Source organism: Amycolatopsis sp. NPDC051903, from assembly GCF_044452505.1.
Classification (GTDB): Bacteria; Actinomycetota; Actinomycetes; order Mycobacteriales; family Pseudonocardiaceae; genus Amycolatopsis.
The window spans coordinates 157,887-182,273 of record NZ_JBITBT010000005.1; the positions used below are offsets into that span (position 1 = coordinate 157,887).

Below are 24,387 nucleotides of genomic sequence, written 5' to 3' on the forward strand. Positions count from 1 at the left end.
CACGTGGTGAAGGGTACCCCCGAGCAGCGACCACGGAGGGCCAGGCGGATGACGGATCAGCGCGAACGGCAGCAGGCGGTGTCCACTCTGGACCGCTTCTTCAAGATAACCGAACGCGGTTCGACCACCGGGCGCGAAGTGCGGGGCGGCATCGTCACGTTCGTGACCATGGCCTACATCGTGGTGCTCAACCCGCTCATCATCGGCAGCTTCGCGGCCGACACCCCGTCGGCGCACAAGGACGTGCTCGGCCACATCCTGCCCGTGCCGGCGGTGGCCGCGGTGACCGCGCTGGTCGCCGGCGTGCTGACGATCCTGATGGGGCTCGTCGCCAACTACCCGTTCGCCATCGCGACGGGGCTGGGGCTCAACAGCCTGCTGGCCGTCACGCTCGCGCCGCAGATGACGTGGCCCGAGGCGATGGGCCTGGTCGTGATCGAGGGCCTGATCATCGTCGCGCTGGTGCTCACCGGGTTCCGCACGGCCGTGTTCCGCGCGGTCCCGCCGGCGCTGAAGTCGGCGATCGCCGTGGGCATCGGCCTGTTCATCTGCTTCATCGGCCTGGTCGACGCCGGGTTCGTGCGCCGCCTGCCCGACGACGCGCACACCACCGTGCCGGTCGGCCTCGGCATCAACGGCTCGGTCGCCTCGTGGCCGACGGCCGTGTTCGTGGTCGGCCTCCTGCTCACCGGTGTCCTCGTCGCGAAGAAGGTCAAGGGCGCGATTCTCATCGGCGTGCTGGGCTCGACCGTGCTGGCGATCCTCGTCGAGGCGGTCGTGAAGGCCGGCCCGTCGAACGGCACGAATCCCCAGGGCTGGAACCTCGGCTACCCGGCGCTGCCGGACAACGTCGTCGGCGTGCCCGACCTGTCGCTGGTCGGCGACGTGTCGTTCGGCGCCTGGACGCGCCTGCCGATCATCACCGTCGTCCTGCTCGTGTTCACGCTCGTGCTCGCCGACTTCTTCGACGCCATGGGCACCATGACCGGCCTCGGCAAGGAAGCCGGCCTGATCGGCAAGGACGGCCAGCTGCCCAACGTCGGGCGCGCCCTGTTCGTCGAGGGCCTCGCGGGCGCCGCCGGCGGCTTCGGCTCGGCCAGCTCGAACACGGTGTTCGTCGAATCCGCGTCCGGCATCGCGGAGGGCGCGCGCACCGGCCTGGCCAACATCGTCACGGGCGTGCTGTTCCTCGCCGCGATGTTCCTGACGCCGCTCTACCAGGTCGTGCCCGTGGAGGCCGCCGCGCCGGCGCTGGTCGTCGTCGGCGCGCTGATGATGGGCCAGGTCCGGGAGATCGACTTCACGGACTTCTCGGTCGCTCTGCCGGCCTTCCTGACGATCGTCGTCATGCCCTTCACCTACTCCATCGCCAACGGCATCGGCGCGGGCTTCGTGAGCTACGTCGTGATCCGCGCGGTGACCGGCAAGGCCCGGCAGGTGCACCCGCTGATGTGGGTCATCGCGGTGGCGTTCGTGGCCTACTTCGCGGTCGGCCCGATCCAGGCGGCACTGAGCTGACCCCGGCGCCTCGACCTGGCGCGCGACCCCAGCGCCTGACCTCGCACCGGAACTGAGCGTGAACCCGCCCGTGCGCTCAGCGTGACCGGCGAGGGTGTCCGGGTTCACCCTCCGGCGAATTTTTCGTAAGGTATGCTAACTATATGTCCGGCGACACGCATGAGCGCTCCCTCGCGAGCCGCTTGCGTCTCGCAGTGGTCCGGCTCAACCGCCGGCTCCGGGCTCAGCGCGTGGCCGACGACGTCACGTTGACGCAGACCGCGGCGCTGTCCACGTTGTTCAAGTGCGGTGCGCTGACCCCGGGTCAGCTCGCCGCGAAGGAAGGCGTTCAGCCGCCCTCGATGACGAGGGTCATCGCCGCGCTCGAAGAGATGGGGTTCGTCGAGCGACGTCCGCACCCGACCGATGGCAGGCAGGCCATCGTCGAGCTGTCCGACGACGGGTTGGCCTACGTGAAGAAGGCCATCTCGGTCCGGGAGGCGTGGCTGGACCGGCAATTGGCGGAACTCGGCGAGGAAGAGCTGGACGTGCTCTCCCAAGCCGCTGAGATCATCGACAGGATGGCGGGGAACTAACACCGGTGGCGACCACGGGTAGCGACACAGACGGTAAGACCGAAACCACTGCTACCCGGGAAACGGCACCACAGCCGTCGAGTCCGCCCCCGTCCGGACCTCCCGGCAAGACCGCCGCCGACCAGGCGCTGGCCCGGGCGAAGACCGGCGAGAAGAAGCTCGTGCCGAGCCTGCCGGCCGGCGCCGACCGCGTCCCCGAAGAAACCGAACGGCCCGCGGAGCCCAAAAAGGGCAAGGGCATGTTCGCGTCGCTGCGGGTCCGCAACTACCGGCTGTTCTTCAGCGGCCAGGTCATCTCCAACGTCGGCACCTGGATGCAGCGCATCGCCCAGGACTGGCTCGTCTTCCAGCTTTCGGGCAACAACCCGGTGGCGCTCGGCATCGCCGTCGCGTTCCAGTTCACGCCGACGCTGCTGCTTTCGCTGTGGGCCGGCGTGCTCGCCGACCGCGTCGACAAGCGGCGCCTGCTGATCCTCATCCAGAGCATCAACTGCGTCCAGGCGACGCTGCTGGGCGTGCTGGACCTGACCGGCGTGGTGCAGATCTGGCACGTGTACCTGCTGTGCATGATGCTCGGCATCACCTCCGCCGTGGAGGTGCCGACGCGGCAGTCGTTCGTCGCCGAGATGGTGGGCCGCGACCAGATCGCCAACGCCGTCGCGCTCAACTCCTCGATCTTCAACCTGGCCCGCATCGTCGGCCCGGCCATCGCCGGGTTCGCGATCACCTGGGTCGGCACCGGCTGGCTGTTCATCGCCAACGCGGTGAGCACCGTCGCGGTGGTCACCGGGCTCGCGTTGATGAACCCGGCCAAGCTCTTCCGCGGCCCCGCGATCCCCCGCGCGAAGGGACAGCTCGTCGAAGGCCTGCGCTACGTGCTGCACCGCGCCGACCTCGTCACGGTCATGGTGCTGGTGCTCTTCGTCAGCACGTTCGGCATCACCTACTTCACGTCGCTGCCGATCGTCGCCGCGAACGTGTTCCACACCCAGGCCGACGGCTACGGCCTGCTCTCCACCCTCGTTGCCGTGGGGACGTTCGTGGGCGCGCTGCTGTCCGCGCGCCGCGGCATCAAGAGCCGCCCACGGGTGCGGACCATGCTGCTCGCGGCGGCCGGGCTCGGCCTGTTCGAGTTCATCACGGCCTTCATGCCCACTTACCTGGCCTTCGGCATCGGCCTGATCCCGCTCGGCTTCGCCACCATCACGTTCCTCAACACGGCCAACGCGCTGGTGCAGACGTCCGTCTCGCCCGAGATGCGCGGCCGCGTGATGGGCATCTACGTGCTGGTGCTGATCGGCGGCAACCCCATCGGCGGCCCGATGACGGGCTGGATGGCCGACGTGTTCGGCGGGCGCTCGCCGTTCTACATCGGCGGCGCGATCTCGCTGATCGCCGCGGTGGTGTGCGCACTGGTGCTCGTGCGGCGCGGCGGCGTGAGCCTGCCGGTGCGCCGGTTCGGCAACGGGCTGCGCGTGCTCAAGCGCGAACGCGTCTGACGCTCGGCTCGAAGAGGGCGCCTCGGGAGCTTCCCGGGGCGCCCTGCTGTTTTTCACGGCTCACCCGCGCGAGTGAGAGGTGGGTCTCCGCGATCAGGGGGTTGCCCGCCGTATGAGGTTAGGCTAACCTCATACACGTCCGCTTCGTGGTGGGAGCGGCAGTCAGTTCGGGAACGGACGGAGCCCCGCACCTGGGAACCCCGGGGGCGGGGCTTCGTTCACGCCAGGGGTGATCCGCCGGATTCGGCCCTTCACGACGGGTTCATGGTCGGGTCGGGCGTGCTCGGCGTCAAGGTGCGCTCATCAGGTGGGGCGGGAAGCCGCGTGAGCGTCAGCCCGAAGTAGACGCGGTAGGCCGTGTGGATCGCGGTGTCGTCGGGGAGCAGCACCTCGTGGCGCACGCCGTCGACGGTCTCGATCAGCCGGTGCCCCGAGAGCGTCACGCGGCCCTGCGACGTCGTCCGCGAGCAGGTGAGGCGCCCGGTGAACCCCGACGCCGGCGACGTCGACTGCCACCAGGCCATCGGGCTGAACTCCGAGAGCTCCCGCGGGCGCCGTTCGAGGCGGTAGGCGGGTTTCCCGTCCAGCACGACGTCGAGATCGCCGTGGGGCGCGTCCAGGAACAGGAACTCGCCCTCCGGGTCGGTCTGCACGTCCACGGCCGACATGCGCAGCGGGTGCCGGCTGAACCGGCCGAAGCCGACGTCGACGAGCCACTGCTCGCCGTCCAGGCGCACGACGACGGCCGCGTGGTCCAGCGGCGGTCCGGGCACACCCTCGCCGTCGAACACGTACGCCCCGCGCAGCTCCGCGTCGAAGCCGAGCTCGCGCAACAGGGCCGTGAACAGGCCGTTGAGCTCGTAGCAGAAGCCACCGCGGCGGCGGTGCACGATCTTGTCGAACAGCGCGTCCTCGGTCAGCTCGATCGGTTCGCCGAGGTGGATGCTGAGGTTCTCGAACGGCACGCGTTCGAGGTGGCGTTCCTGCAGCTGCCGCAGGGCGGCCAGGTCCGCCGTGGTGGGCAGCGCGAGGTCGAGTCGGGCGAGGTAGGCGTCGACGTCCATGACCACAGCCTCACACCTCGAGTGCGCTCGAAGTCAACCGAGATACGGAAAGACGGGGCCCTCCCAGGAGGAGAACCCCGTCTTCCGCGAAGGTGAACTTCAGCTGAGCAGCAGGCCGTTGCCACCGGCGACGGCGTTGTCGAACCGCTTGCTGATCTCGCCCCAGTTGAAGATGTTCCAGAGGGCCTTGACGTAGTCCGGCTTCACGTTCTTGTAGTCCAGGTAGAACGCGTGCTCCCACACGTCGACCAGCAGGATCGGCGTGGTCGGCAGGATCAGGTTGTTGTGGTGGTCGCGCAGCTGCTGGGTGATCAGCGTCTTGCCGATCGGGTCCCAGGAGAGCGCGCCCCAGCCGTTGCCCTGGATCGTGGTGGACACGGCGGTGAACTGGGCCTTGAACTTGTCGAACGACCCGAACGCTTCGTCGATCGCCGCGGCCAGCTCGCCGGTCGGCTTGTCGCCGCCTTCCGGCGACAGGATCTTCCACCACACGACGTGGTTGGCGTGGCCGGCCAGGTTGAAGGCCAGCGTGGTCTCGAGACCGACGATGTTGCCGAAGTCGCCGGCTTCGCGCGCCTCGGCGATCTTGTCCAGCGTGTCGTTCGCGCCCTTGACGTAGGTCGCGTGGTGCTTGCTGTGGTGCAGCTCGTTGATCTGACCGGAGATGTGGGGCGCGAGAGCGCCGTAGTCGTAGTCGAGATCGGGCAGGTTGTACCGGGCCATTGGCCCTCCTTCAGTCTTCGACACAAGTTCCTACTACCGAACCTAGTAGCACACCCGGGTTCGCGGCGACCGGGGCCGCCTGCGTACCGCAGGGTGGGCGCACTCGTCCGGCTGTCGCGTACCCGGGTGGGCACCGTGCGAAACAGAGCCTTGTACCTCGACCAAACTGGAGGTCAACTCCGTGTGATCAGCTTCATCCGGCTGCCGCTCAGGCGATCCGGTGACGCTGCAGGTCGAGGGCGAGCTCGTCGAAGACGGCGACGTTGTGCTCGAAGGCCACGAGTGTTTCGTCGATCACCCGGACCCGCGCGACGTCGTCCCACGGCGCCGCGTCGAGCTTCGCGCGGTAGCGGTCGCGAAACGCGGGGGCGCTGCCGAGGTCGTCGAAGTGGTAGAACAGCGTGCCCGCCCCGCTGAGGTCGAACTTCTTCTCCAGCAGCCGCCGGATGATCTGGCCACCCGCGATGTCGCCGAGGTAGCGCGTGTAGTGGTGGGCGACGTAGCCGCCGGCCCACTTCGCGGCTTCGGCCACGCGCGCCGCGTATGCCTCGGTGCTGGCGAGCGGGCGGACGGTCGAGCGCCACTCCGGGCCCACGAGGTGCGCGAGGTCGCGTTCGAGCGAGGGCAGCCGGCGCAGCTCGTCGAACACGAACTCACCGCCCACCGGGTCGCCGGTCATCGTGTCGGTGGCGCGCTCGATGGCCTGGTAGATGAAGAAGTACTGGATCGCGAGCTCCGTGTAGCCCGCCAGCGAGAGTTCGCCCCCGAGCAGCGCGTTCATGTACGTGGAGTGGTTGGCCCGGTCGTGCACCACCCTGGTCGACGCCCGCAGCTCGGCGGAGAACGGGCGCGCTTCCAGTTCCGTGGACACCGGCATGGGGCCTCCCTCGATCTGACAAGCTGTCAGAAAGAGCGTAGGCCACGATGTGGGGTTAGGCTACCCTAATTTGGGAGAATTTCACTCGAACCGACGGCTTGCAGCACGAATCGCACGGCCACGTCGACCACCGCGCCCAGGCGCTCCGGCGGCACGTCCACGACCTGCCGCGTGCCGAGGGCCGCGGTGATCATGGGGACCACCACGTCGACGTCCTGCGCGGGCCAGCTGCCCGCGTCGACGCCCGCGAGCAGCACCGCCCGCAGCTGTTCGGTGATCGGGTCCGCGTGCGCGCTGATGCGCCGGTAGGCCGCGGGCGCGAGGGCGGACTCCAGCGCCCCGCCCGGCGGCAGGTGGTGCTCGGCGAGCACCCGCAGCTGCAGCCGGACGAACGTCGCCAGTTGCGCCACCGGATCCGTCTCGGCTTCCACGGCCTCGCGCAGCCGCGTCACGTACCTCGCGGCCTCGTCCTCGACGAACGCGACGAGCAGGCTCTCCTTGTCGGGGAAGTGGTTGTACAGGGCGGTGCGCCCCACTCCGGCGTCGGCGGCGATGCCGGCGAGCGTGATCGCGTCGAAGCCGCGCTCGTAGAGCTGCGCGCGCAGCACCTCGAACACCCGGGCGCGGACCTCGCGCCGGTGCGCTTCGAGGGAGCCGCCGAGAACTTTCGGCACCGTGGGTTCCCCTGCCTCGTGAGTCCTTGTCCAGCCACCATAAGGGCGACGGGGCCGATCGACTCAGTCGACGAGCGGCCAAGTGTGCACGGGTTCCCCCTCGGCCGACAGGTCGAGGTAGCGCCGGAGCATGCGCAGCAGCGCCTCTTCGCGGTCGGCGCCGCGTTCCTGGGCGCGCAGCACGAAGTCGCGCTGCCAGGTCGAGCCGCTGCGGCGCGCGAGGCAACGGCGTTCGATCACGCCGAGGTACTTGACGCGCGCTTCGTCGGAGACGCCGGAGCGGCGCAGGCCCTCGTGCGCCAGCGGGAGCAGCACGCGCAGCGCCAGCTCGTCCGGCGGGATCCAGCCGATGCCGGGCCAGTACAGCTGCGCGTCGAACCCCTTGCGGGCGCCCGCGTAGAGGTTCTCCTCCGCGGCCTGGAACGACATCTGCGTCCAGATCGGGCGTTCCTGTTCGGCGAGCGCGCGCTGCGCGCCATAGAAGAACGCTGCGTTGGCGACGATGTCGACCACCGTGGGCCCGGCCGGCAGAACGCGGTTCTCCACCCGCAGGTGCGGCAGGCCGTCCACGACGTCGTACACCGGGCGGTTCCAGCGCCAGATCGTGCCGTTGTGCATGCGCAGCTCAGTGAGCTTCGGCGCCTGGCCGGATTCGAGCGTCTCGAGGGGATCCTCGCCGTCGGTCTGCGGCAGCAGACCCGGGAAATAACGCACGTTCTCTTCGAACAGGTCGAAGATCGACGTGATCCACCTCTCGCCGAACCACACTCTCGGCCGAACGCCTTGGTTCTTCAGCTCTTCCGGGCGCGTGTCGGTGGCCTGCTGGAAGAGCGGGATGCGCGTTTCGTGCCACAACGCCTTGCCCAGCAAGAAGGGCGAGTTCGCGGCGAGCGCCGTCTGCACGCCGGCGAGGCACTGCGCGGCGTTCCAGTGCGCGGCGAATTCCTCGGGTGCCACCTGCAGGTGCAGCTGGACCGAGGTGCACGCGGCTTCCGGAAGGATGGATTCCGCGTGACTGCGGAGCTTTTCGGGCTGTTCGCCCGGAAGGGGAGCACCGTCCACGGAAAGGGCGATCCGTTCCCCGCGCGCGGCGAAGATCTGGTCGTTCAGCGACGAATACCGCGCCTGGTTGGTGAGCCATTTCTGGTCGAAGTGCTCGTGGCGCAACGTGGGCAGGATGCCGATCATCGCGAGCGTGGAACCCGTGTCGGTGGCGGTGCTCGCGGCCCGGCCGAGGTACGCGCGGAGATCATCTTCCAGCTGTAGCGCGGAATCGCCGGCGAGCGGGCGCGGCGGAACGTTCAGCTCGAGGTTGTGCTGGCCCAGTTCGGTGGTGAACGACGGGTCGTCGAGCGCGTCCAGCACCGCCGTGTTGGTCATCGACGGACGCAGCTGCGGATCGACGAGGTTCAGCTCCACTTCGAGGCCGATGTTCTTGCGGGGAAAGGAAAAACTCCCGTCCGTGAGCATCCGGGCGAGGGTGTCGAGACAGCGCTGGACCTTACGGCGGTACCGTCCGCGGTCGAGCTGGTCGAACGGTTTCGCCGAGAGATCGGTACCCATGAGTGACGCGCTCCAAGGCTTCGGTCCGCAGGTGTCCGGGCGGGGACTGCCAGGCCGCCCACCGTCGCACAGCGCGGCGCATCCGGGCTAGCGGCCAAACTGGTGCTCTCCGTCACGGGGGGTTGACGGTGCGCGAAAATGGCCCATTCGTACCACAGTTCTCCGGACGTTCGGACCAGCTTTGTACCGGGCCGGTGTCCACTGCTCGGATGCAACACTGTGCGGTGTGGCTGAACTGATCTTCACCGAGGACCCGCGCGATTCCCGGCTCGACGACTTCCGCGACCTGTCCACAGCGGACCGCCGGCCGGACCGTCCCGGCGGGCGCGGGCTGGTGATCGCCGAGGGCACGGTGGTGGTCGAGCGGATGCTCGCGTCGCGCTACCCCGTGCGCGCGCTCCTCGGCGTCGAACGACGCGTGCGCGAGCTGGACCTGTCGGGCATCGACGCGCCCGCGTACGTGACCTCCGCGGAAACGATGGCGGAAGTGGTGGGCTTCCACCTCAACCGCGGGGTGCTGGCCGTCGCGGACAAACCCGCGCCCGTTGCGGTTTCCGACGTTGTCGCGGGTGCGGACGTGCTCGCCGTACTGGAAGGCGTCGGGGACCACGAAAACCTCGGTTCGATCTTCCGCAACGCCTCGGCGCTCGGCGTCGGCGGTGTGCTGCTGGCGCCGGGGTGTTCGGACCCGCTGTACCGGCGCAGCGTGCGCGTGTCGATGGGCCACGTGCTGCGCGTCCCGTTCGCGCCGCTCGAGGATTGGCCCGGTGGCCTGGACCTCTTGCGAGAGAGCGGTTTCACGGTGGCGGCCCTGACCCCGCGACCGAATTCCGTTCCGTTGCGCGGACTGCGCGCGGGGGTGACCGGGCGCGTCGCGCTCGTGCTCGGCGCCGAAGGCCCCGGTTTGACGGACGAGGCGATCGCGGCCGCGGACCTCGCCGTGCGCATCGAGATGGTGCCGGAGGTCGACTCGCTGAACGTCGCCACGGCGTCGGCGATCGCGTTCCACGAGTTCTTCGGCGTGGCCGCGGCCGCCGCCACGCGCTGACGTGATCATGGTTCCTGGGTACCCACTTCTCGCGGCGCTGCCCAGGGGGCGGGTGTCGTTCGGGCACTCTTCACCGCCCGCCGGGCTCTGCTCGACCAGCGGGTTTGGCCGGGTACGCTCCGGGTGGCGGAACAACGTCCCCGCGGGGAAGGACACTGGTGGAGCTGCGGATCCGGGGCGAGCGCGCGGTGCTCGCCGGCCCGGGTGGGGAGCACGCGCGCGAGGTCGATCCGCGCCGGCTGGCGATCGGGCCGGACTTGGCGCAGGCGCTCCACGAGTGGGCGCGCGTCGCGTCCGCGGTGTCGCGCACCGGCGGTGAAGCGGAGGTCGCGGCGTCCGTCGTGTCGCAGCGGGGCCGGCAGCTCGCCGGGCGGCTGGCGACGGTGATGGGCACGACGGTGCGGTTCGTCGACCCGGTGTCCGGGGTCGAGACGGTGGTGGAGCCCCCGGCGCGCGTCGTGGCGCGGCTGCGGCCGGCGCCGCGGCCCGAGCCGACGCCGTGGCTCACGGGGCTCCTCGTGTCCGGTTTCGCCGCGGTGCTCGTGGTCGTCGCGATGCTCGCACTGGCGAGCACGCTCGCCGGCGCGACGAGCGGGTGGCTCGCCCTCGTCGCGACGGTCGTGGTCACCGGTGGCATCGGACCGTCGCTGTGGCTCGGGCGGAAGCTGCCGATCGTGCGGTGGGCCGTGTACGGCGCGGGCGCCGGCATCGTCGCCGCGTGGATCGGCGTGCTGGCGATCGTGCTCTGACCCGCCGATACTGGCCGCATGGCGCCCCGACGCGAACTCGACCGGCTCCGCGCACTGTGCCTCGCGCTGCCCGAGACGAGCGAACGCCTCAGCCACGGCGAGCCGACGTGGTTCATCCGCGGGAAGAAGACGTTCGTGATGTTCGCCGACCACCACCACGACGACGGCAGGCTCGCGTTCTGGTGCCCCGCCCCGCTCGGTGCGCAGGAGGACCTCGTGCGCACCGAGCCGGACCGCTTCTTCCGCCCGCCCTACGTCGGCCACCGCGGCTGGCTCGGCGTGCGCCTCGACGTGGACGTCGACTGGACCGAGATCGACCGCATCGTGCGCGACGCCTACCGGCTGGTGGCGCCGAAATCGCTGGCGGTGCTGCTGGAGAGCTAGCCGCGCTGGGACCGGACGCCCAGCAGGACGTCCTCCCACGACGGCACGATCGGGTGGTTCTTCTTGGCCTTCGCCCGCGGCTGCTCGTCGTCGGGGGACGCGGCGTCGTCGTCCGAGGGGACGCGCGGGATCTCTCGCGTGTCGTCGTCCTCTTCCGCCGGGTCAGCCGGGGCTTCGAGGGCGCGGACCTCGTCGTCGCTCGCGTCGAGCGTCGGCTGGACCGCGGCGTCGCGGGCCGGGTCGAGGGCGCGCACGGTGCGCGGCGGGCGGTAGGCGTTGGGGTTGAGCAGCACCTCGGCGTTCTCGTCGAGGGCGTGCACGGTGCCACCGTGGGCCCCGGGCGAGAAGGACCAGTGGGCGCGGTTGTCGGAGCGCCCGGCCTTCCACTGCAGCACGACGACCCACTTGCCGTCGTCGCCGCGCCAGGAGTCCCAGCGGGCCTGGGAGTAGTCGTGGCCGCGGACGCCGAACGCGTACGCGATCACCTCGCCCAGCGTCTGGACGTCGGGGCCGTCCTCGCGCACGGGGTGCGCGCTCTGCGCCAGCTCCGCCGTGCGCGAGCGCTCCAGCAGGACCGGGTAGGCGAATCTCTCCACGCGCTGCTCCGACACCCCGGCACTGCTCGCGACCTGTTCGACGGACTCGCCGGCGCGGATTCGCGCCTGGATCTCGCGTGGCCGCATCTGGCTCTCCAACTCGATTTCGATCTGGCCCAGCCGGGCGATGTCCCCCCTAGCCGCTGCTCGCAGTCGTTCGTCGGCCGGCAGCAGGAAACGAGTGCGGCTGGCCGGATCCTCGAGCACGATGGACTTGCCGTCCTCGTGCAGCCCGATCACCCGTAGCGCCCGCATTTCTCGCCTCCCCGATCTTCACCGTTGTGGGTGTTCACGTTAGAACGGCGCGTCGCCTTGACGCGCGAGGCGCGCCGACGCCACACCGATCCGTCACCCGATTGCCGACGACCTCCGTCATCCTCCAGTGCCCGCTCACCGGGACCGTTCAGGACACGCCGACCACGTTCCGTCACGAATGAGTGGTGTTCCGTGTTCGTCGCTCAAACGACGAAGGGCCCCTCCGCGCGGGAGGGGCCCTTCGGGTCGCACGAACTCAGCCGAGCCGCTCGACGACGTACTCGATGCTCTGGGTGAGCTTCGTGATGTCGTCCGGGTCGATGGCCGGGAAGAGGCCGACGCGCAGCTGGTTGCGGCCCAGCTTGCGGTACGGCTCGGTGTCGACGATGCCGTTCGCGCGCAGCACCTTGGCCACGGCGGCGGCGTCGACCTCGTCGGTGAAGTCGACGGTGCCGACGACCTGCGAGCGCAGGTCCGGGTCCTTCACGAACGGCGTGGTGTACGAGGTCTTCTCCGCCCACTCGTACAGCCGCGTCGAGGATTCCTTGGTGCGCGCGGTCGTCCAGGCGAGACCACCCTGGCCGTTCATCCACTCGATCTGGTCGGCGAGCAGGAACAGCGTGGCCACGGCCGGCGTGTTGTACGTCTGGTCCTTGCGCGAGTTGTCCAGCGCCGTGGTGAGCGACAGGAACTCGGGGATCCAGCGGTCGCCGCCGCCGAGTTCGCCGATGCGCTCGACCGCGGCGGGCGAGGCCAGCGCGATCCACAGGCCGCCGTCGGACGCGAAGGACTTCTGCGGCGCGAAGTAGTAGACGTCGAAGTCTTCGGCCTTCACCGGCAGGCCGCCGGCCCCGGACGTCGCGTCGATGGCGATCAAGGCGTCGCCGGCTGCGCTGTTTTCGGGGCGGCGCACCGGCACCGCGACCCCGGTGGAGGTTTCGTTGTGCGCCCAGCCGACGAGGTCGGCACCGGTTTCGTAGGCGATGTCGGGCGCACTGCCCGCGTCGGCCTTCACGATGATCGAGTCGGCGAGGAACGGCGCCTTGTTCGTGACGCTCGCGAACTTCGAGGAGAACTCGCCGTAGGCGAAGTGCTGCGCGCGCTCGCGGACGAGGCCGAACGCGGCGGCGTCCCAGAACGCGGTGGTGCCACCGTTGCCGAGGATGACTTCGTAGCCCTCCGGCAGGGAGAACAGCTCGGACAGCCCCGCGCGCACACGCCCGACCAGCGACTTCACCGGCTTCTGGCGGTGCGACGTGCCCAGGTAGGTGTGCCCGGACTCGGCCAGCTTGGCGAGCTGCTCGTCACGGACCTTGGACGGTCCGCAACCGAAGCGCCCATCGGCCGGCTTGAGGTCTTCGGGGATGCTCAACTCCGCTGCGTCGGTCATGTGGCCAGTCTCTCAGGTCGGGATGCGCCTGCTCAATGCGGTGGGGAGGTGTCCGGTATGTGGAACCGGACACCTCCGCGCGCTCCCGGCGAAACGGGCTGCGCGAACCCGGTTTCAGCGCCAGCCGGCCTCGTCCACGCCGCCCGGGATGGGCGCGGCGGGGTCGTACGGGGTGCGGCTGAAGATGAACGTCGCGAGGTCCAGGTGGGTCGCCGCGCCGTTCGCGTCGCGGCCGACGGTCAGCGTCTCGCCGGCGTAGTAGCCGTCCAGGCCCACCCAGGTGTCCGGGCCGACCGGGCGGAAGCGGGACGCGCGGCCGGCGCCGCTGACCGGGTCGAGCGAGATCGTGTCGGAGCCCAGCACGCGCAGGTGGTACGGCGTCGGGCCCCAGTGCCACAGGCCGGTGAGCGCGAGCAGCGCCGGGTCCACAGTGGACGGCTGCCACTCGTCGGGCAGCGCGGGCTCCAGCTCTTCCACGGTGGTGATGAGGTCGAGCACGAGCTGCGTGATGCCGACCCCCGCGGTGGCGTTGGCGAAGCACAGCGCGCCGGTGCCGGTGGCCGGGTCGACGAGCGACGCGGCGAGGAAACCGGGCATCGAACCGGTGTGGCCCGACAGCCGCCTGCCGTCGACGCGGACCTGCATGATGCCGAGCCCGAAGCCGGTGTTCCAGACTTCGCCGTCGTCCACGGTGTTCACCGCGCGCATCTCCGCCACGGTGTCCTCACTCAGCACGCCGCGGGTGTGGCCGCCGACGAACGCGGTCCAGCGCGCGAGGTCGGTGACCGTCGACCACAGCTGGCCGGCCGGCGCCATGGCGCCGGCGTCCGGTGACGGTTCGGGCAGCAGGACGTCGGCGAACGGGTGCACCGCGAAACCTTCGGCGTGCGCGCCTTCGGGGTGCGGCGTCGTGCGCGTCATGCCCAGCGGCGTGAGGATCTCCTCGCGCACGACGTCGAACCACGCGCGGCCGCGGTGGCGCGCGACGAGTTCGCCGAGCACGCCGTAGCCGACGTTGGAGTAGTGGAACTTGAACCCGGGGCGCAGTTTCGTCGCGTCCTTGTCCAGGCTCTCCTCCAGCGCGGCCCAGTCGCCGCCCTTCGTGCGCTCCCACCAGCCGCCCGGCGACTCCGACGTGAGGCCGGAGGTGTGCGAGAGCAGCTGCGCCACGGTCGCCGAGCCGAACGCCGTGCCGGGCACGTGCTTCTCGAGCGGATCGGTGAGCTCGAGGCGGCCTTCGTCGCGCAGGCGCAGCACGGCGGTGGCGATCATCGTCTTGGTGATCGAGCCGAGGCGGTACTGCGTGTCGGCGTCGGGCCGCGCGGAGCCGACGCGGCCGCGGGCGCCGGACCAGACGAGGCTCCCGTCGCGCACCACTCCGGCGACCAGCGACGGCGCGCGGCCGGTGGCTTGCTCGCGCGCGAGCCTGCGGTACAGGGCGAGTTCGGTGGAGTCGAGCATGCGGGCCATTCTGCCCCGGCTTCTCAGCCCAGCAGCTGGCGGTCCAGCGCGGTGGTGACGGCCGCGGTGCGGTCGGAGACCCCGAGCTTCCCGAACACCCGCAGCAGGTGCGTTTTCACCGTCGCCTCACCGATGTGCAGGCTGCGGCCGATCTCGGCGTTCGTGAGTCCCTTCGCGACGAGCCGCAGCACCTCGACTTCGCGCGCCGAAAGCGGTGACGCGGGCCCGGGGTTGCGCACGCGGTTCACGAGCTTGCCGGCCACCGACGGCGCCAGCACGGTCTCGCCGCGCGCCGCCGCGCGGATCGCGCCGGCCAGCTCCACGCGGGACGCGTCCTTGAGCAGATAACCCGCCGCACCCGCCTCGACGGCCCGCAGGATGTCGGCGTCCGTCTCGTACGTGGTGAGCACGACGATCCGCCGCGCCGGCGTCTCCTTGAGGATGCCGCGGATCGCGCCGACGCCGTCGAGGCCCGGCATGCGCAGGTCCATCAGCACGACGTCGGGCTGCTTCACGCGGTCGAGCGCGATCGCCTCCTCGCCCGAGCCGGCTTCCCCGACCACGGTGAGGTCGTCCTCGGCCTCGAGCATCCCGCGCAACCCCTCGCGCACCACGGGGTGGTCGTCCACCAGCATGATCGTGATCACGCGGGTACCTCCAGCTCCAGTTCGGTCCCACCGTCCGCGCCGCTGCGGACGCGCAGCCGCCCGCCCACCTGCTCGACGCGCGAGCGCATGCCGCGCAGGCCGAACCCGTCGGTGGGGGTGGTCGGGGAGAAGCCGCAGCCGTCGTCGCGCACGCGCAACCGTACCGTTCCGTCCACAGCGGACAGCCGCACCAGGACCGTTTCCGCACCCGCGTGCTTGCGGACGTTGGCCAGCGCCTCCTGCGCACCCCGCAGCAGTACGACCTCCGCGGCCGTCGCCAGCTGCGGCAGCGGACTGTCCACTTCGCACTCGACGCGCAGGCCGGCTTCGTCGGCGAGCCGGCCCGCGGCGCGGCGCACGGCGTCGGGCAGCGAGCCGGCCGCGAGGTCCGACGGCGCGAGCGCCGCCACCATCGCGCGGGCCTCGGCGAGGTTCTCCCGCGCGGTGCGCGAAGCCAGCGCGAGGTGCTTGCGCGCCGCCTCGAGGTCGGTGTCCAGTTCGGACTCGATGGCCTGCGCGAGCGTGACGATGCTGGTGAAGCCCTGCGCCAGGGTGTCGTGGATTTCCCGGGCCAGTCGCTCGCGTTCCGCGGCCGTGCCGGCCTCGCGCGAGAGCCGCGAAACCTCCGCCTGGCTGTCCTCCAGCTGCCGGATCAGCTCGGCGCGCGCAGAGCTCTGCGCGATGACGTCGGAGGTGAACTTGCCCGCCAGCACGCTGAACACCACGAGGATCGCGGTCATCGGCAGCAGGATCGGCAGGCTCGGGTTGCTCCATCCGCCGCGCACGACGGCCGCCACCGGCTCCAGCAGGATCAGCAGCGTCGTGAGCACGATGCTCGGGCGGATCTCCTGCAGCATGAACACCAGCGGGCACGCCATGAACAGGATGAACGCGGAGGTGGTGTCCGCGAAGATCGCCGTGGCCACGAGCACCACGAGCACGCCCGTGACCACGGTGCCGGCGACCGGGTTGTCGTCGGCGCGGAGGATCCGCCGCCCGGCCGCGACGTAGCCGAGCACCAGCGCCGCGAGCGCGGCCTCCGCGACCACCTGCTCCGCCAAGGGCTCGTCGTCGAACAGCACCAGGAGGGCGGTCGCCACGTAGGCGACCGCGAACAGCACCTCCCAGACCCAGTACGAGCGCTCCCAGGCGTCGTCGGGGTTCGTCACCGGGGTTCGTTCGTCCACCGGAACGTCAGCCTCGCGAGCACGAGCCCGGCCACGCACCACGCCCCGAGCACGAGCGCCACCATCGGAAGTTCCCATGTCCCCGCCATCTCCTGACTCGCGGCCGCCGGCGGCAGGAACACCGACCGGAAACCCTGGCAGATCCATTTCAGCGGGAAGAAGGACGCGATGTCGACCATGATCTTCGGCAGGTGCGTGATCGGGGTGACGAACACGCCCGAGATGAACTGCAGCACCAGGTAGACCAGCTGCACCACCGCGACCGTGCCGTTGGCCGTGCGGGTGAGCGAGCTGATCGCGATCCCGAGCAGCGTCGAGGAGATGACGCCCAGCAGCATCACCCACACCAGCGTCGCCCACTTCTCGCCGTCGGACGGCAGCTCCAGGCCGAACAGGAGCATCGCCACCGCGGCCATGATCACCGTCTGCGCCACGCTCGTGACGAGCACCATGATCATCTTGCCGACGAAGTACGACGCGGCCGGCATCGGCGTACCGCGCAGGCGCTTGAGCGCGCCCACCTCGCGGTCGGCCGCGATCCCGATGCCGACGCTGTTGAACGACGTCGACACGATGCCCGCGCCGATCATGCTCGCGGCGAGCAGCTGTCCCGACGAGACGCCGGCCTGCCCGGTCGGACCGTCCAGGATGGACCCGAGCAGGATCATCAGCACCGCGGGCAGGGAGAAGGTGAAGACCACCTGCTCCTTGTTGCGGAAGAACTGCCGGAGCTCGAAGCTGCCGCGTGCGGCGCCGAGCGTGAAGGTGCCGCCCACGGCAAGGGTCGTCACGGTTTCTCCCCGGTTCGGTCGGGCCGGCGCTGATCCCGGCCGGTGGTGTGGGTGGCGGCTGAGCCGGTGAGCCCCCGGGCCTCACCGGTCAGCCGCCGGCTGTGGAAGGTCGTGCCGCACTGCAGCCGCGGTGGCGTGAAGCCGTCGAGGGTGAAGCCGCCGAGCAGGGGCGGGATCACGGCGTCTCTCCGATCAGCTCGAGGTAGATGTCTTCGAGGCTGGGCCGCGTCACCGTCAGGCCGGCGAGCTCCCCGCTCCCGCCGGACAGCTGGTTCACGAGCTTGGTCGGGAACGGCGTGCGCTCCTCGTGGTCGCCGCGGTCGTCGCTCCACCGCACGACCGCTTCGGCCTGGCCGCGACCCCCGAGCGTTTCGGGGGTCCCCTCGGCGACCACGCTGCCCCTGGCGATCACCACGAGCCGGTCGGCCAGCGCCTCGACCTCGTCGAGGTAGTGGGAGGTGAGCAGGATCGTGGTGCCCTCGTGGGCGAGGCTTTCGATCAGGCCCCAGAACTGGCGCCGCGCCTCGGGGTCGAACCCCGTGGTGGGCTCGTCGAGGAACAGCAGCCGCGGATGGCCGATGATGCCGAGCGCCACGTCGACGCGGCGGCGCTGCCCGCCCGAGAGCGACTTCACGCGCGCCCCGGCCTTTTCGCTGAGCCCGACCCGCTCGATCACTTCTTCCACGTCTCGCGGGTTGGGGTAGTACTTCGCGAAGTGCCGCACGGTTTCCGTCACGGTCAGCTCGGCCGCGTCCGTCGCCGTCTGCAGGACGATGCCGAGGCGCGAACGCCATTCGCGGCCCGCTTTTCCGGGATCCTCGCCGAGTACGGCGGCTTCGCCCGCCGTGCGCTGCCGGTGTCCCTCGAGGATTTCGACGGTGGTGGTCTTGCCCGCGCCGTTGGGCCCCAGGAGCGCGAACACCTCACCTTGGTGGATGTCGAGGTCGAGTCCGGCCACGGCGACGTGGCCCGGGTACTCCTTGCGCAGTCCGCGCACCCTCACTGCTGTGGTCATGGCTTCATCCTGCGGTCACGGACCGCGTCCGCGGGACGTCCGGCCAGTGGAATCCGGCTGTCCACCGAACGGTGGACACGAGGGCGTGTTTCCCGTGGAACCAGCGAAAACGCCGTCATGGAGGCCGAAACCGGCCTACCGCACGAACGGCGGGTGCACGGCAACCGCCGCCGAGGTGAAACCGCGTTGTTGACAAGTTGTCTAACATGACGGGATGTCTCACAAGCAGGTGACCGCCAGTGACGGTGTCCGCCTCTCGGTCCGCGTCAGCGGCGCCGAAGCCGGGCCCACGGTCGTGCTCGTGCACGGCTACCCGGACAACGGTTCGATGTGGGGCGGCGTGGCCGCCGAACTCGGCCGCCGCCACCGCGTGGTGGTCTACGACGTGCGCGGCGCCGGGGACTCGGACAAGCCGCGTGAGCGCGACGCGTACCGGCTCGACCAGCTCGCCGCGGACCTCAAGGCCGTGGTCGACGAGGTGCAGCCGACCGGGAAGGTCCACCTGCTGGCCCACGACTGGGGTTCGATCCAGACCTGGCACGCGGTGACCGGCGACGAGCTGCGCGGGCGGATCGCTTCGTACACCTCGATCTCCGGCCCGAGCCTCGACCACGCCGGCGCGTGGTTCCGCGAGCAGTTCAAGCGGCCGTCGGGGGTGCCGCGCGCGCTGCGCCAGCTGCTGCACTCGTACTACATCCTGCTGTTCCAATTGCCGCTCGTGCCGGAGTTCGGCTGGCGTTCGGGGATCGTGCCCGCACTCATCCGCCGGCTCGACCCGGCCGCGGGGCGCGTGCGGACGGCCGACGCCGTGCACGGCCTGAAGCTGTACCGCGCCAACATGTTCACGCGCCTGTCGCGGCCCGCGCCGCGCCCGGCCGAGGTGCCGGTGCAGGTGCTCGCGCCGGCGGGCGACGCGTTCGTGACCGCGCCGCTGCAGACGGAGATCGCGCGCTGGGTGCCGGACCTGCGCGTGCGGCGGCTGGTCGGTTCGCACTGGATCGCCCGCAGCAAGCCGAAAGTCATCGCGGACGCGACCGCCGAGCTGGTCGAGTACGCCGAGGGCGGTGAGGAGAGCCGGGCGCTCAAGCGCGCTCGCGTCGTCGGCGGTGCGCCCGGCCGGTTCGCCGACCGGCTCGTGGTCATCACGGGCGGCGGCAGCGGCATCGGGCGCGCGACCGCGCTCGCGTTCGCCGCCGAAGGGGCCGACGTGGTGGTCACCGACGTCGACGCGGCCGCCGCGGCGGAAACCGCGAAGCTGGTGCGGGACAAGGGCGTCGACGCCGGAGAGTACACAGTGGACTCCTCGGACGCCGGGGCGGTCGAGGAGTTCGCGGCCCGGGTGCGCGCGGAGTTCGGCGTGCCCGACGTCGTGGTGAACAACGCCGGGATCGGGATGTCCGGGCCGTTCCTGGACACCACGCTGGCCGACTGGGAGAGGGTCGTGGACGTGAACCTGTGGGGCGTGATCCACGGGTGCCGCGCGTTCGCGCCGATGATGGCCGAGCGGGCCGAGGGCGGGCAGATCGTGAACCTCGCGTCGGCCGCGGCTTACCTGCCGTCGAAGATCCTGACCGCGTACGGGACGACGAAGGCCGCCGTGCTGGCGCTGAGCAACGGCCTGCGCGCCGAACTGGCGGCCGACGGCATCGGCGTGACGGCCGTGTGTCCGGGCCTGGTGCACACGAACATCACCAGCACCACGCGGTTCGTCGGCGTCGCGGCCGACGAACAAGCGCGGCGGCAGCAGGCGTCGACGAAGCTCTACGCGCGCCGCGGGTTCGGGCCGGAGAAGGTGGCGCGTGACCTCCTGCGCGCGGTGGAGCGCGACCGCGCGATCCAGCCGTCCACCCCGGAAGCCAAGGTGGCGCTGGTGCTTTCGCGTCTGACGCCCGGCCTGCTGCGCGCGGCGGCGAAGCTGGACGTCACCCCGTGAGCCGCCCGCGCCGGATGACCCCGCAGGCCCGGCGCGACGACCTGATCGCCGCGGCGCTGGACCTGTTCGGCAGCCGTGCACCGGAACTGGTGACGGTGGACGACATCGTCGCGCGGGCGCAGGTGTCGCGGCCGCTGTTCTACCGCTACTTCCCGAGCCTGCACGAGCTGCAGGTGCGGGCGCTGCGGACGGTGACCGACGGCCTCGTCGACGGGCTCGCGCAGCTGGAGAAGGGCCCGCCGGACGGCCGGTTGCGAGCGGCCGTGCGCGGGCTCATCGACGTGGCCGATCACTACCGCGCCGGTTACGTCGCCTTGCTGCGCAGCGGTTCCGTGATCGCGACGTCCGAAACCGACGCGGCGATCGACGAGGTCCGGCACCGGTCCGTGGAGCTGATCCTCGACGCGCTCGGGGTCACCGAACCGTCGGCGCTGCAGTCGCTGACGTTGCGGTGCTGGACCGCCGTCGTCGAGGGTGCGCTGCTGTCGTGGCTGCAGGAGCGCACCGTGCCGCGCGAGGTTCTCGACGGGTGGCTCGTCGACCAGCTCACGGCGATGCTGGAAACCACCGAACGCCACGATCGCCCGGCGCGTTGAACACCCCGAAGGCCGCCCCGGGCGAACGGGACGGCCTTCAGGCGAAGGGGTTCAGTGCTTCGTGACGCTGTCCCAGCCTTCGACGTCCTCCGGCTTGCGCGGGCCCGGCCCCACGTACTTGGCCGACGGGCGCACGAGGCGGCCGGTCTGCTTCTGCTCCAGGATGTGCGCCGCCCAGCCGGCGGTGCGGGCGGAGGAGAACATCGACGGCATCATGGCCGGCGGCACCTTCGCGAAGTCCAGGATCACGGCCGCCCAGAACTCCACGTTGGTCTCGATCGGGTGGTCCGGGCGCCGCTCGCGCAGCTCCGTCAGCGCGGCCTGCTCCAGCGCCGCGGCGACCTCGTAGCGCTCGGCGCCGAGTTCCTTGCACGTGCGGCGCATCACGCGGGCCCGCGGGTCCTCCGCGCGGTACACGCGGTGGCCGAAGCCCATCAGGCGCTCCTTGCGGTCGAGGATGCCCTTGACCAGGCCGGCGGCGTCACCCGACCGCTCGACCTCCTCGATCATCGGCAGCACGCGCGCCGGCGCGCCACCGTGCAGCGGGCCCGACATCGCCCCGACCGCGCCCGAGAGCGAAGCCGCCACGTCGGCGCCGGTCGAGGCGATCACGCGCGCGGTGAACGTGGACGCGTTCATGCCGTGCTCGGCGGCCGACACCCAGTACGCGTCGAGCGCCTTGACGTGGGCCGGGTCCGGCTCGCCACGCCAGCGGATCATGAAGCGCTCGGTGATGGACGTCGCCTTGTCGACCTCCGACTCCGGCACGGCCGGCGCCGAGGTCCCGCGCGCCGACTGCGCGACGTAGGACAGCGCCATCACCGAAGCGCGGGCGAGCTGGTCGCGGGCCTGTTCGTCGGTGATGTCCAGCAGCGGCTGGAAGCCCCAGATCGGCGCCAGCATCGCCAGCGCGGCCTGCACGTCCACGCGTACGTCGCCGGTGTGCACGGGCAGCGGGAACGGCTCGGCCGGCGGGAGCCCGTTGCCGAAGCGGCCGTCGACGAGGAGTCCCCACACGTCACCGAAGGTCACCTTGCCGGCGAGGTCTTCGATGTCGATGCCGCGGTAGCGCAGCGCGCCGCCGTCGCGGTCGGGTTCGGCGATCTCGGTGCGGAACGCCACCACACCTTCGAGGCCCGGTTTGAAGCCGTCGTCGGCCTGGTCGGCGTTCTTCTGGTTGATGGTGGAGGTAGTCACTTCGCGAACCTTTCGATGCGCCCCGGCTCTATCTCTTCACGATGGCTCACTCGTGCGGACGCAACCTGGGCGCGCCTCATCGCACGGTTGGACAAACCTTGCTCCTTCGCGGCGACCTGGGCAATGAAAGATGTGGTGGTTTCGGTCACGATTCCGAGAACGATTCAGTGGGGAAAGGCCTCTCGCGGCAAGTTCTTCGGCACCGCGTCGTGACCGAGCTCGCAGACGCGCGGTGCACCGAACGTAAATCCTGTGTTTCCGAATCCGGCGGTGCGGCGGAGCCGGTGATACACCTTTCGCATGCACCTGAGCCCGCAGGAACGCGACAAGCTGCTGGTCCACGTCGCCGCCGATGTCGCGCGCCGCCGGCTGGAGCGCGGGGTGCTGCTCAACTACCCCGAGGCCGTCGCGCTCATCACCGACCACGTGCTCGAGGGCGCGCGCGACGGGCGCACGGTGAGCGAGCTCGCAGCCAGCGGCCGAGCGGTGCTCAGCCGCGCCCAGGTACTCGGCGGAGTCGCCGAAATGGTCGACTCCGTGCAGGTGGAGGCCACTTTTCCGGACGGGACCAAACTCGTCACCGTGCACGACCCGATCGTCTGAAGGAGCGCGAGTGCGGCCAGGCGAGATCATCCCCGGCGCCGAACCGGTGGAGCTGAACCCCGGGCGCGAGCGCGTGCGGCTGCTCGTGCGCAACCTCGGCGACCGGCCCGTGCAGGTCGGCTCGCACTACCACTTCGCGGCCGTGAACCCGGGGCTGGAGTTCGACCGCGAGGCCGCGCGCGGGCACCGGCTCGACGTGCCGGCCGGCACGTCCGTGCGGTTCGAACCGGGCGTCGAACGCGAGGTCGACCTGGTGCCGTTGCGCGGGAACCGGCGGGTGCCGGGGCTGCGCGCCGAGTCCGGCCGGGAGCGCTGAGGCGTGCCGGAGATCGATCGCGAGCGCTACGCCGAGTTGTTCGGCCCGACCACCGGCGACCGGATCCGGCTCGCCGACACCGACCTGCTCATCGAGGTGACCGAAGACCGGTCGAGGGGGGCGGGCGGCAGCGGCGACGAGGTGCTCTTCGGCGGCGGCAAGGTCATCCGCGAGTCGATGGGCCAGGGGATGGCCACGCGTGCCGAAGGCGCGCCGGACCTCGTGATCACCGGCGCCGTCATCCTCGACCACTGGGGTGTGGTGAAGGCCGACGTCGGCGTGCGCGACGGGCGCATCACCGGCATCGGCAAAGCCGGCAACCCGGACACGATGGACGGCGTCGACCCGGCGCTGGTGATCGGGCCGTCGACGGAAGTGCTTTCCGGCAACGGGAAGATCCTCACGGCGGGCGGGATCGACTGCCACGTGCACTTCATCTGTCCCCAGCTCGTCGACACCGCGCTCGCCGCCGGCCTGACGACGCTGGTGGGTGGCGGCACCGGGCCGAACGAGGGCACGAGGGCCACCACCGTGACACCCGGGGCCTGGAACCTCGGGCGCATGCTGTCCGCCATGGACGGTCTCCCGGTGAACGTCCTGTTGCTGGGCAAGGGCAACACCGTGCGGGCCGAGGCGCTGCGCGAGCAGCTGGCCGCCGGTGCCGGCGGGTTCAAGCTGCACGAGGACTGGGGCACCACGCCCGCCGCGATCGACGCGTGCCTCACGGTGGCCGACGAATCGGGTGTGCAGGTGGCGATCCACACCGACACGCTCAACGAAGCCGGGTTCCTGGAGTCCACTGTGGAGGCGATCGGCGGCCGGTCGATCAACGCGTACCACACCGAGGGCGCGGGCGGTGGTCACGCGCCGGACATCATCCAGGTCGTGGGCCTGCCGAACATCCTGCCCTCGTCGACGAACCCGACGCGCCCGCACACGGTCAACACGCTCGACGAGCACCTCGACATGCTCGTGGTGTGCCACCACCTCAACCCGTCGGTGCCCGAGGACCTCGCCTTCGCCGAGAGCCGCATCCGGCCGAGCACGATCGCCGCGGAGGACGTGCTGCACGACCTGGGCGCGATTTCGATGATGAGCTCCGATTCGCAGGCCATGGGCCGCATCGGCGAGGTCGTCATCCGGACCTGGCAGACCGCGCACGTGATGAAACGCCGCCGCGGCGCGCTGCCCGGCGACGGCGCGGCCGACAACCTGCGCGCCCGCCGGTACGTCGCGAAGTACACGATCAACCCGGCGATCGCGCACGGGATGGAGGCCGAGATCGGCTCGGTCGAGGTCGGCAAGCTCGCGGACCTCGTGCTGTGGGAGCCGAAGTTCTTCGGCGTGCGCCCGCACGTGGTGCTCAAGGGCGGCTTCCCGGCGTGGGCGGCGATGGGCGACGCGAACGCGTCGATCCCGACGCCGCAGCCCGTGCTCGCCCGGCCGATGTTCGGCGCGGCCCCGCGCGTCGCGGCGGCGTCGAGCCTGCACTTCGTGGCTCCCGAAGCCCTGTCGTCGGGCCTCGCGGAGACGTTCGGCATCCAGCGCCCGCTCGTCGCCGTCGCGAACACGCGCGCGCGGACCAAAGCCGACATGGTGCTCAACGACGCGACGCCCGACGTGCGGGTCGACCCGGACAGCTTCGCGGTGCGCGTGGACGGTGAGCTCGTGGAGTCGAGACCGGTCGCCGAGCTGCCGATGGCCCAGCGGTACTTCCTCTTCTAGG

Annotated in this window: 25 protein-coding genes; 11 read left to right on the forward strand and 14 right to left on the reverse strand. The window is 70.8% G+C overall.

Annotated elements, in window-relative coordinates:
• Window positions 1–48 precede the first annotated feature (48 nt).
• From ACIA77_RS14625 to ACIA77_RS14635, 3 genes are all read left to right on the forward strand, one after another.
• Complete coding sequence (locus ACIA77_RS14625; RefSeq protein WP_395886363.1) at window positions 49–1,518, forward strand: NCS2 family permease; 1,470 nt, start codon at window positions 49–51, stop codon at window positions 1,516–1,518.
• Between the two features lie 143 nt (window positions 1,519–1,661).
• Complete coding sequence (locus ACIA77_RS14630; protein ID WP_395886364.1) at window positions 1,662–2,093, forward strand: MarR family winged helix-turn-helix transcriptional regulator; 432 nt, start codon at window positions 1,662–1,664, stop codon at window positions 2,091–2,093.
• A gap of 239 nt (window positions 2,094–2,332) precedes the next feature.
• Window positions 2,333–3,592, forward strand: a complete 1,260-nt coding sequence (locus tag ACIA77_RS14635; RefSeq protein ID WP_395886662.1) for an MFS transporter — start codon at window positions 2,333–2,335, stop codon at window positions 3,590–3,592.
• A gap of 251 nt (window positions 3,593–3,843) precedes the next feature.
• Here ACIA77_RS14635 and ACIA77_RS14640 read toward each other — a convergent pair whose 3' ends face one another.
• The 5 genes from ACIA77_RS14640 to ACIA77_RS14660 all read right to left on the reverse strand — a co-directional run bounded on the left by ACIA77_RS14640 (window position 3,844) and on the right by ACIA77_RS14660 (window position 8,493).
• A complete protein-coding gene (locus ACIA77_RS14640) occupies window positions 3,844–4,656 on the reverse strand; it encodes an arylamine N-acetyltransferase (protein WP_395886365.1) in 813 nt (270 codons plus the stop codon).
• A 99-nt stretch (window positions 4,657–4,755) separates the two neighbouring features.
• Window positions 4,756–5,379, reverse strand: coding sequence for a superoxide dismutase (locus ACIA77_RS14645; protein WP_360593604.1), 624 nt, complete (start codon window positions 5,377–5,379; stop codon window positions 4,756–4,758).
• 208 nt (window positions 5,380–5,587) lie between these two features.
• On the reverse strand, window positions 5,588–6,256 hold the full coding sequence (locus ACIA77_RS14650) for a heme oxygenase (biliverdin-producing) (protein WP_395886366.1): 669 nt from the start codon (window positions 6,254–6,256) through the stop codon (window positions 5,588–5,590).
• Window positions 6,257–6,321: 65 nt separating this feature from the next.
• Window positions 6,322–6,930, reverse strand: coding sequence for a TetR/AcrR family transcriptional regulator (locus ACIA77_RS14655; protein ID WP_395886367.1), 609 nt, complete (start codon window positions 6,928–6,930; stop codon window positions 6,322–6,324).
• Between the two features lie 63 nt (window positions 6,931–6,993).
• Complete coding sequence (locus tag ACIA77_RS14660) at window positions 6,994–8,493, reverse strand: glutamate-cysteine ligase family protein (protein ID WP_395886368.1); 1,500 nt, start codon at window positions 8,491–8,493, stop codon at window positions 6,994–6,996.
• Between the two features lie 226 nt (window positions 8,494–8,719).
• On the opposite strand from ACIA77_RS14660, the gene ACIA77_RS14665 reads away from it, so the two are divergent.
• The 3 genes from ACIA77_RS14665 to ACIA77_RS14675 all read left to right on the forward strand — a co-directional run bounded on the left by ACIA77_RS14665 (window position 8,720) and on the right by ACIA77_RS14675 (window position 10,674).
• The gene (locus ACIA77_RS14665) at window positions 8,720–9,541 is read left to right on the forward strand and encodes a TrmH family RNA methyltransferase (RefSeq protein WP_395886369.1); all 822 of its coding nucleotides are present in this window, start codon (window positions 8,720–8,722) and stop codon (window positions 9,539–9,541) included.
• Window positions 9,542–9,699: 158 nt separating this feature from the next.
• Window positions 9,700–10,290: a DUF2537 domain-containing protein gene (locus ACIA77_RS14670; protein WP_395886370.1), complete on the forward strand. Its 591-nt coding sequence runs from the start codon at window positions 9,700–9,702 to the stop codon at window positions 10,288–10,290.
• An 18-nt stretch (window positions 10,291–10,308) separates the two neighbouring features.
• Window positions 10,309–10,674, forward strand: a complete 366-nt coding sequence (locus ACIA77_RS14675) for an MmcQ/YjbR family DNA-binding protein (RefSeq protein WP_395886371.1) — start codon at window positions 10,309–10,311, stop codon at window positions 10,672–10,674.
• On the opposite strand, the gene sepH is transcribed toward ACIA77_RS14675, so the two are convergent.
• From sepH to ACIA77_RS14715, 8 genes are all read right to left on the reverse strand, one after another.
• Complete coding sequence (gene sepH / locus ACIA77_RS14680; protein ID WP_395886372.1) at window positions 10,671–11,525, reverse strand: septation protein SepH; 855 nt, start codon at window positions 11,523–11,525, stop codon at window positions 10,671–10,673. The genes ACIA77_RS14675 and sepH overlap by 4 nt on opposite strands.
• 256 nt (window positions 11,526–11,781) lie before the next feature.
• Window positions 11,782–12,915, reverse strand: coding sequence for a phosphoserine transaminase (gene serC / locus ACIA77_RS14685; RefSeq protein ID WP_395886373.1), 1,134 nt, complete (start codon window positions 12,913–12,915; stop codon window positions 11,782–11,784).
• Window positions 12,916–13,029: 114 nt separating this feature from the next.
• Window positions 13,030–14,376, reverse strand: coding sequence for a serine hydrolase domain-containing protein (locus ACIA77_RS14690; RefSeq protein WP_395886374.1), 1,347 nt, complete (start codon window positions 14,374–14,376; stop codon window positions 13,030–13,032).
• Window positions 14,377–14,399: 23 nt separating this feature from the next.
• Entirely contained in the window at window positions 14,400–15,023 is a 624-nt protein-coding gene (locus ACIA77_RS14695; protein ID WP_395886375.1) for a response regulator, read from the reverse strand.
• Window positions 15,020–16,192 carry a sensor histidine kinase gene (locus ACIA77_RS14700; protein WP_395886376.1) on the reverse strand — a complete coding sequence of 391 codons (1,173 nt, stop codon included), beginning with the start codon at window positions 16,190–16,192 and terminating at the stop codon, window positions 15,020–15,022. Before ACIA77_RS14700 ends, ACIA77_RS14695 begins: the two co-directional genes overlap by 4 nt.
• The gene (locus ACIA77_RS14705; RefSeq protein WP_395886377.1) at window positions 16,189–17,001 is read right to left on the reverse strand and encodes an ABC transporter permease; all 813 of its coding nucleotides are present in this window, start codon (window positions 16,999–17,001) and stop codon (window positions 16,189–16,191) included. The genes ACIA77_RS14700 and ACIA77_RS14705 overlap by 4 nt, the downstream gene beginning before the upstream one ends.
• Window positions 16,998–17,180 carry a hypothetical protein gene (locus ACIA77_RS14710; protein ID WP_395886378.1) on the reverse strand — a complete coding sequence of 61 codons (183 nt, stop codon included), beginning with the start codon at window positions 17,178–17,180 and terminating at the stop codon, window positions 16,998–17,000. Before ACIA77_RS14710 ends, ACIA77_RS14705 begins: the two co-directional genes overlap by 4 nt.
• Window positions 17,177–18,016 carry an ABC transporter ATP-binding protein gene (locus ACIA77_RS14715; RefSeq protein WP_395886379.1) on the reverse strand — a complete coding sequence of 280 codons (840 nt, stop codon included), beginning with the start codon at window positions 18,014–18,016 and terminating at the stop codon, window positions 17,177–17,179. The genes ACIA77_RS14710 and ACIA77_RS14715 overlap by 4 nt, the downstream gene beginning before the upstream one ends.
• A 214-nt stretch (window positions 18,017–18,230) precedes the next feature.
• On the opposite strand from ACIA77_RS14715, the gene ACIA77_RS14720 reads away from it, so the two are divergent.
• Both ACIA77_RS14720 and ACIA77_RS14725 read left to right on the forward strand, forming a co-directional pair.
• On the forward strand, window positions 18,231–19,949 hold the full coding sequence (locus ACIA77_RS14720) for an SDR family oxidoreductase (RefSeq protein WP_395886380.1): 1,719 nt from the start codon (window positions 18,231–18,233) through the stop codon (window positions 19,947–19,949).
• Window positions 19,950–19,963: 14 nt separating this feature from the next.
• A complete protein-coding gene (locus ACIA77_RS14725) occupies window positions 19,964–20,545 on the forward strand; it encodes a TetR/AcrR family transcriptional regulator (RefSeq protein ID WP_395886663.1) in 582 nt (193 codons plus the stop codon).
• A gap of 51 nt (window positions 20,546–20,596) precedes the next feature.
• Here the strand turns inward: ACIA77_RS14725 and ACIA77_RS14730 are convergent, their stop codons facing one another.
• Window positions 20,597–21,742, reverse strand: coding sequence for a citrate synthase 2 (locus tag ACIA77_RS14730; RefSeq protein WP_395886381.1), 1,146 nt, complete (start codon window positions 21,740–21,742; stop codon window positions 20,597–20,599).
• Between the two features lie 300 nt (window positions 21,743–22,042).
• On the opposite strand from ACIA77_RS14730, the gene ACIA77_RS14735 reads away from it, so the two are divergent.
• The 3 genes from ACIA77_RS14735 to ACIA77_RS14745 are packed head-to-tail and all read left to right on the forward strand — an operon-like array spanning window position 22,043 to window position 24,386.
• Complete coding sequence (locus tag ACIA77_RS14735; protein WP_395886382.1) at window positions 22,043–22,345, forward strand: urease subunit gamma; 303 nt, start codon at window positions 22,043–22,045, stop codon at window positions 22,343–22,345.
• A gap of 10 nt (window positions 22,346–22,355) precedes the next feature.
• A complete protein-coding gene (locus ACIA77_RS14740) occupies window positions 22,356–22,661 on the forward strand; it encodes an urease subunit beta (RefSeq protein WP_395886383.1) in 306 nt (101 codons plus the stop codon).
• A gap of 3 nt (window positions 22,662–22,664) precedes the next feature.
• Complete coding sequence (locus tag ACIA77_RS14745; RefSeq protein ID WP_395886384.1) at window positions 22,665–24,386, forward strand: urease subunit alpha; 1,722 nt, start codon at window positions 22,665–22,667, stop codon at window positions 24,384–24,386.
• Window position 24,387 lies beyond the last annotated feature (1 nt).

What these genes read in the sequence shown, in the direction of transcription:
- ACIA77_RS14735 (WP_395886382.1), top strand. Translation starts at nt 22,043, where the DNA reads ATGCACCTGAGCCCGCAGGAACGCGACAAGCTGCTGGTCCACGTCGCC.
- ACIA77_RS14635 (WP_395886662.1), top strand. Translation starts at nt 2,333, where the DNA reads ATGTTCGCGTCGCTGCGGGTCCGCAACTACCGGCTGTTCTTCAGCGGC.
- ACIA77_RS14725 (WP_395886663.1), top strand. Translation starts at nt 19,964, where the DNA reads ATGACCCCGCAGGCCCGGCGCGACGACCTGATCGCCGCGGCGCTGGAC.
- ACIA77_RS14625 (WP_395886363.1), top strand. Translation starts at nt 49, where the DNA reads ATGACGGATCAGCGCGAACGGCAGCAGGCGGTGTCCACTCTGGACCGC.
- ACIA77_RS14720 (WP_395886380.1), top strand. Translation starts at nt 18,231, where the DNA reads ATGTCTCACAAGCAGGTGACCGCCAGTGACGGTGTCCGCCTCTCGGTC.
- ACIA77_RS14640 (WP_395886365.1), bottom strand. Translation starts at nt 4,656, where the DNA reads ATGGACGTCGACGCCTACCTCGCCCGACTCGACCTCGCGCTGCCCACC.
- ACIA77_RS14650 (WP_395886366.1), bottom strand. Translation starts at nt 6,256, where the DNA reads ATGCCGGTGTCCACGGAACTGGAAGCGCGCCCGTTCTCCGCCGAGCTG.
- sepH (WP_395886372.1), bottom strand. Translation starts at nt 11,525, where the DNA reads ATGCGGGCGCTACGGGTGATCGGGCTGCACGAGGACGGCAAGTCCATC.
- ACIA77_RS14630 (WP_395886364.1), top strand. Translation starts at nt 1,662, where the DNA reads ATGTCCGGCGACACGCATGAGCGCTCCCTCGCGAGCCGCTTGCGTCTC.
- ACIA77_RS14690 (WP_395886374.1), bottom strand. Translation starts at nt 14,376, where the DNA reads ATGCTCGACTCCACCGAACTCGCCCTGTACCGCAGGCTCGCGCGCGAG.
- ACIA77_RS14675 (WP_395886371.1), top strand. Translation starts at nt 10,309, where the DNA reads ATGGCGCCCCGACGCGAACTCGACCGGCTCCGCGCACTGTGCCTCGCG.
- ACIA77_RS14660 (WP_395886368.1), bottom strand. Translation starts at nt 8,493, where the DNA reads ATGGGTACCGATCTCTCGGCGAAACCGTTCGACCAGCTCGACCGCGGA.
- serC (WP_395886373.1), bottom strand. Translation starts at nt 12,915, where the DNA reads ATGACCGACGCAGCGGAGTTGAGCATCCCCGAAGACCTCAAGCCGGCC.
- ACIA77_RS14715 (WP_395886379.1), bottom strand. Translation starts at nt 18,016, where the DNA reads ATGACCACAGCAGTGAGGGTGCGCGGACTGCGCAAGGAGTACCCGGGC.
- ACIA77_RS14645 (WP_360593604.1), bottom strand. Translation starts at nt 5,379, where the DNA reads ATGGCCCGGTACAACCTGCCCGATCTCGACTACGACTACGGCGCTCTC.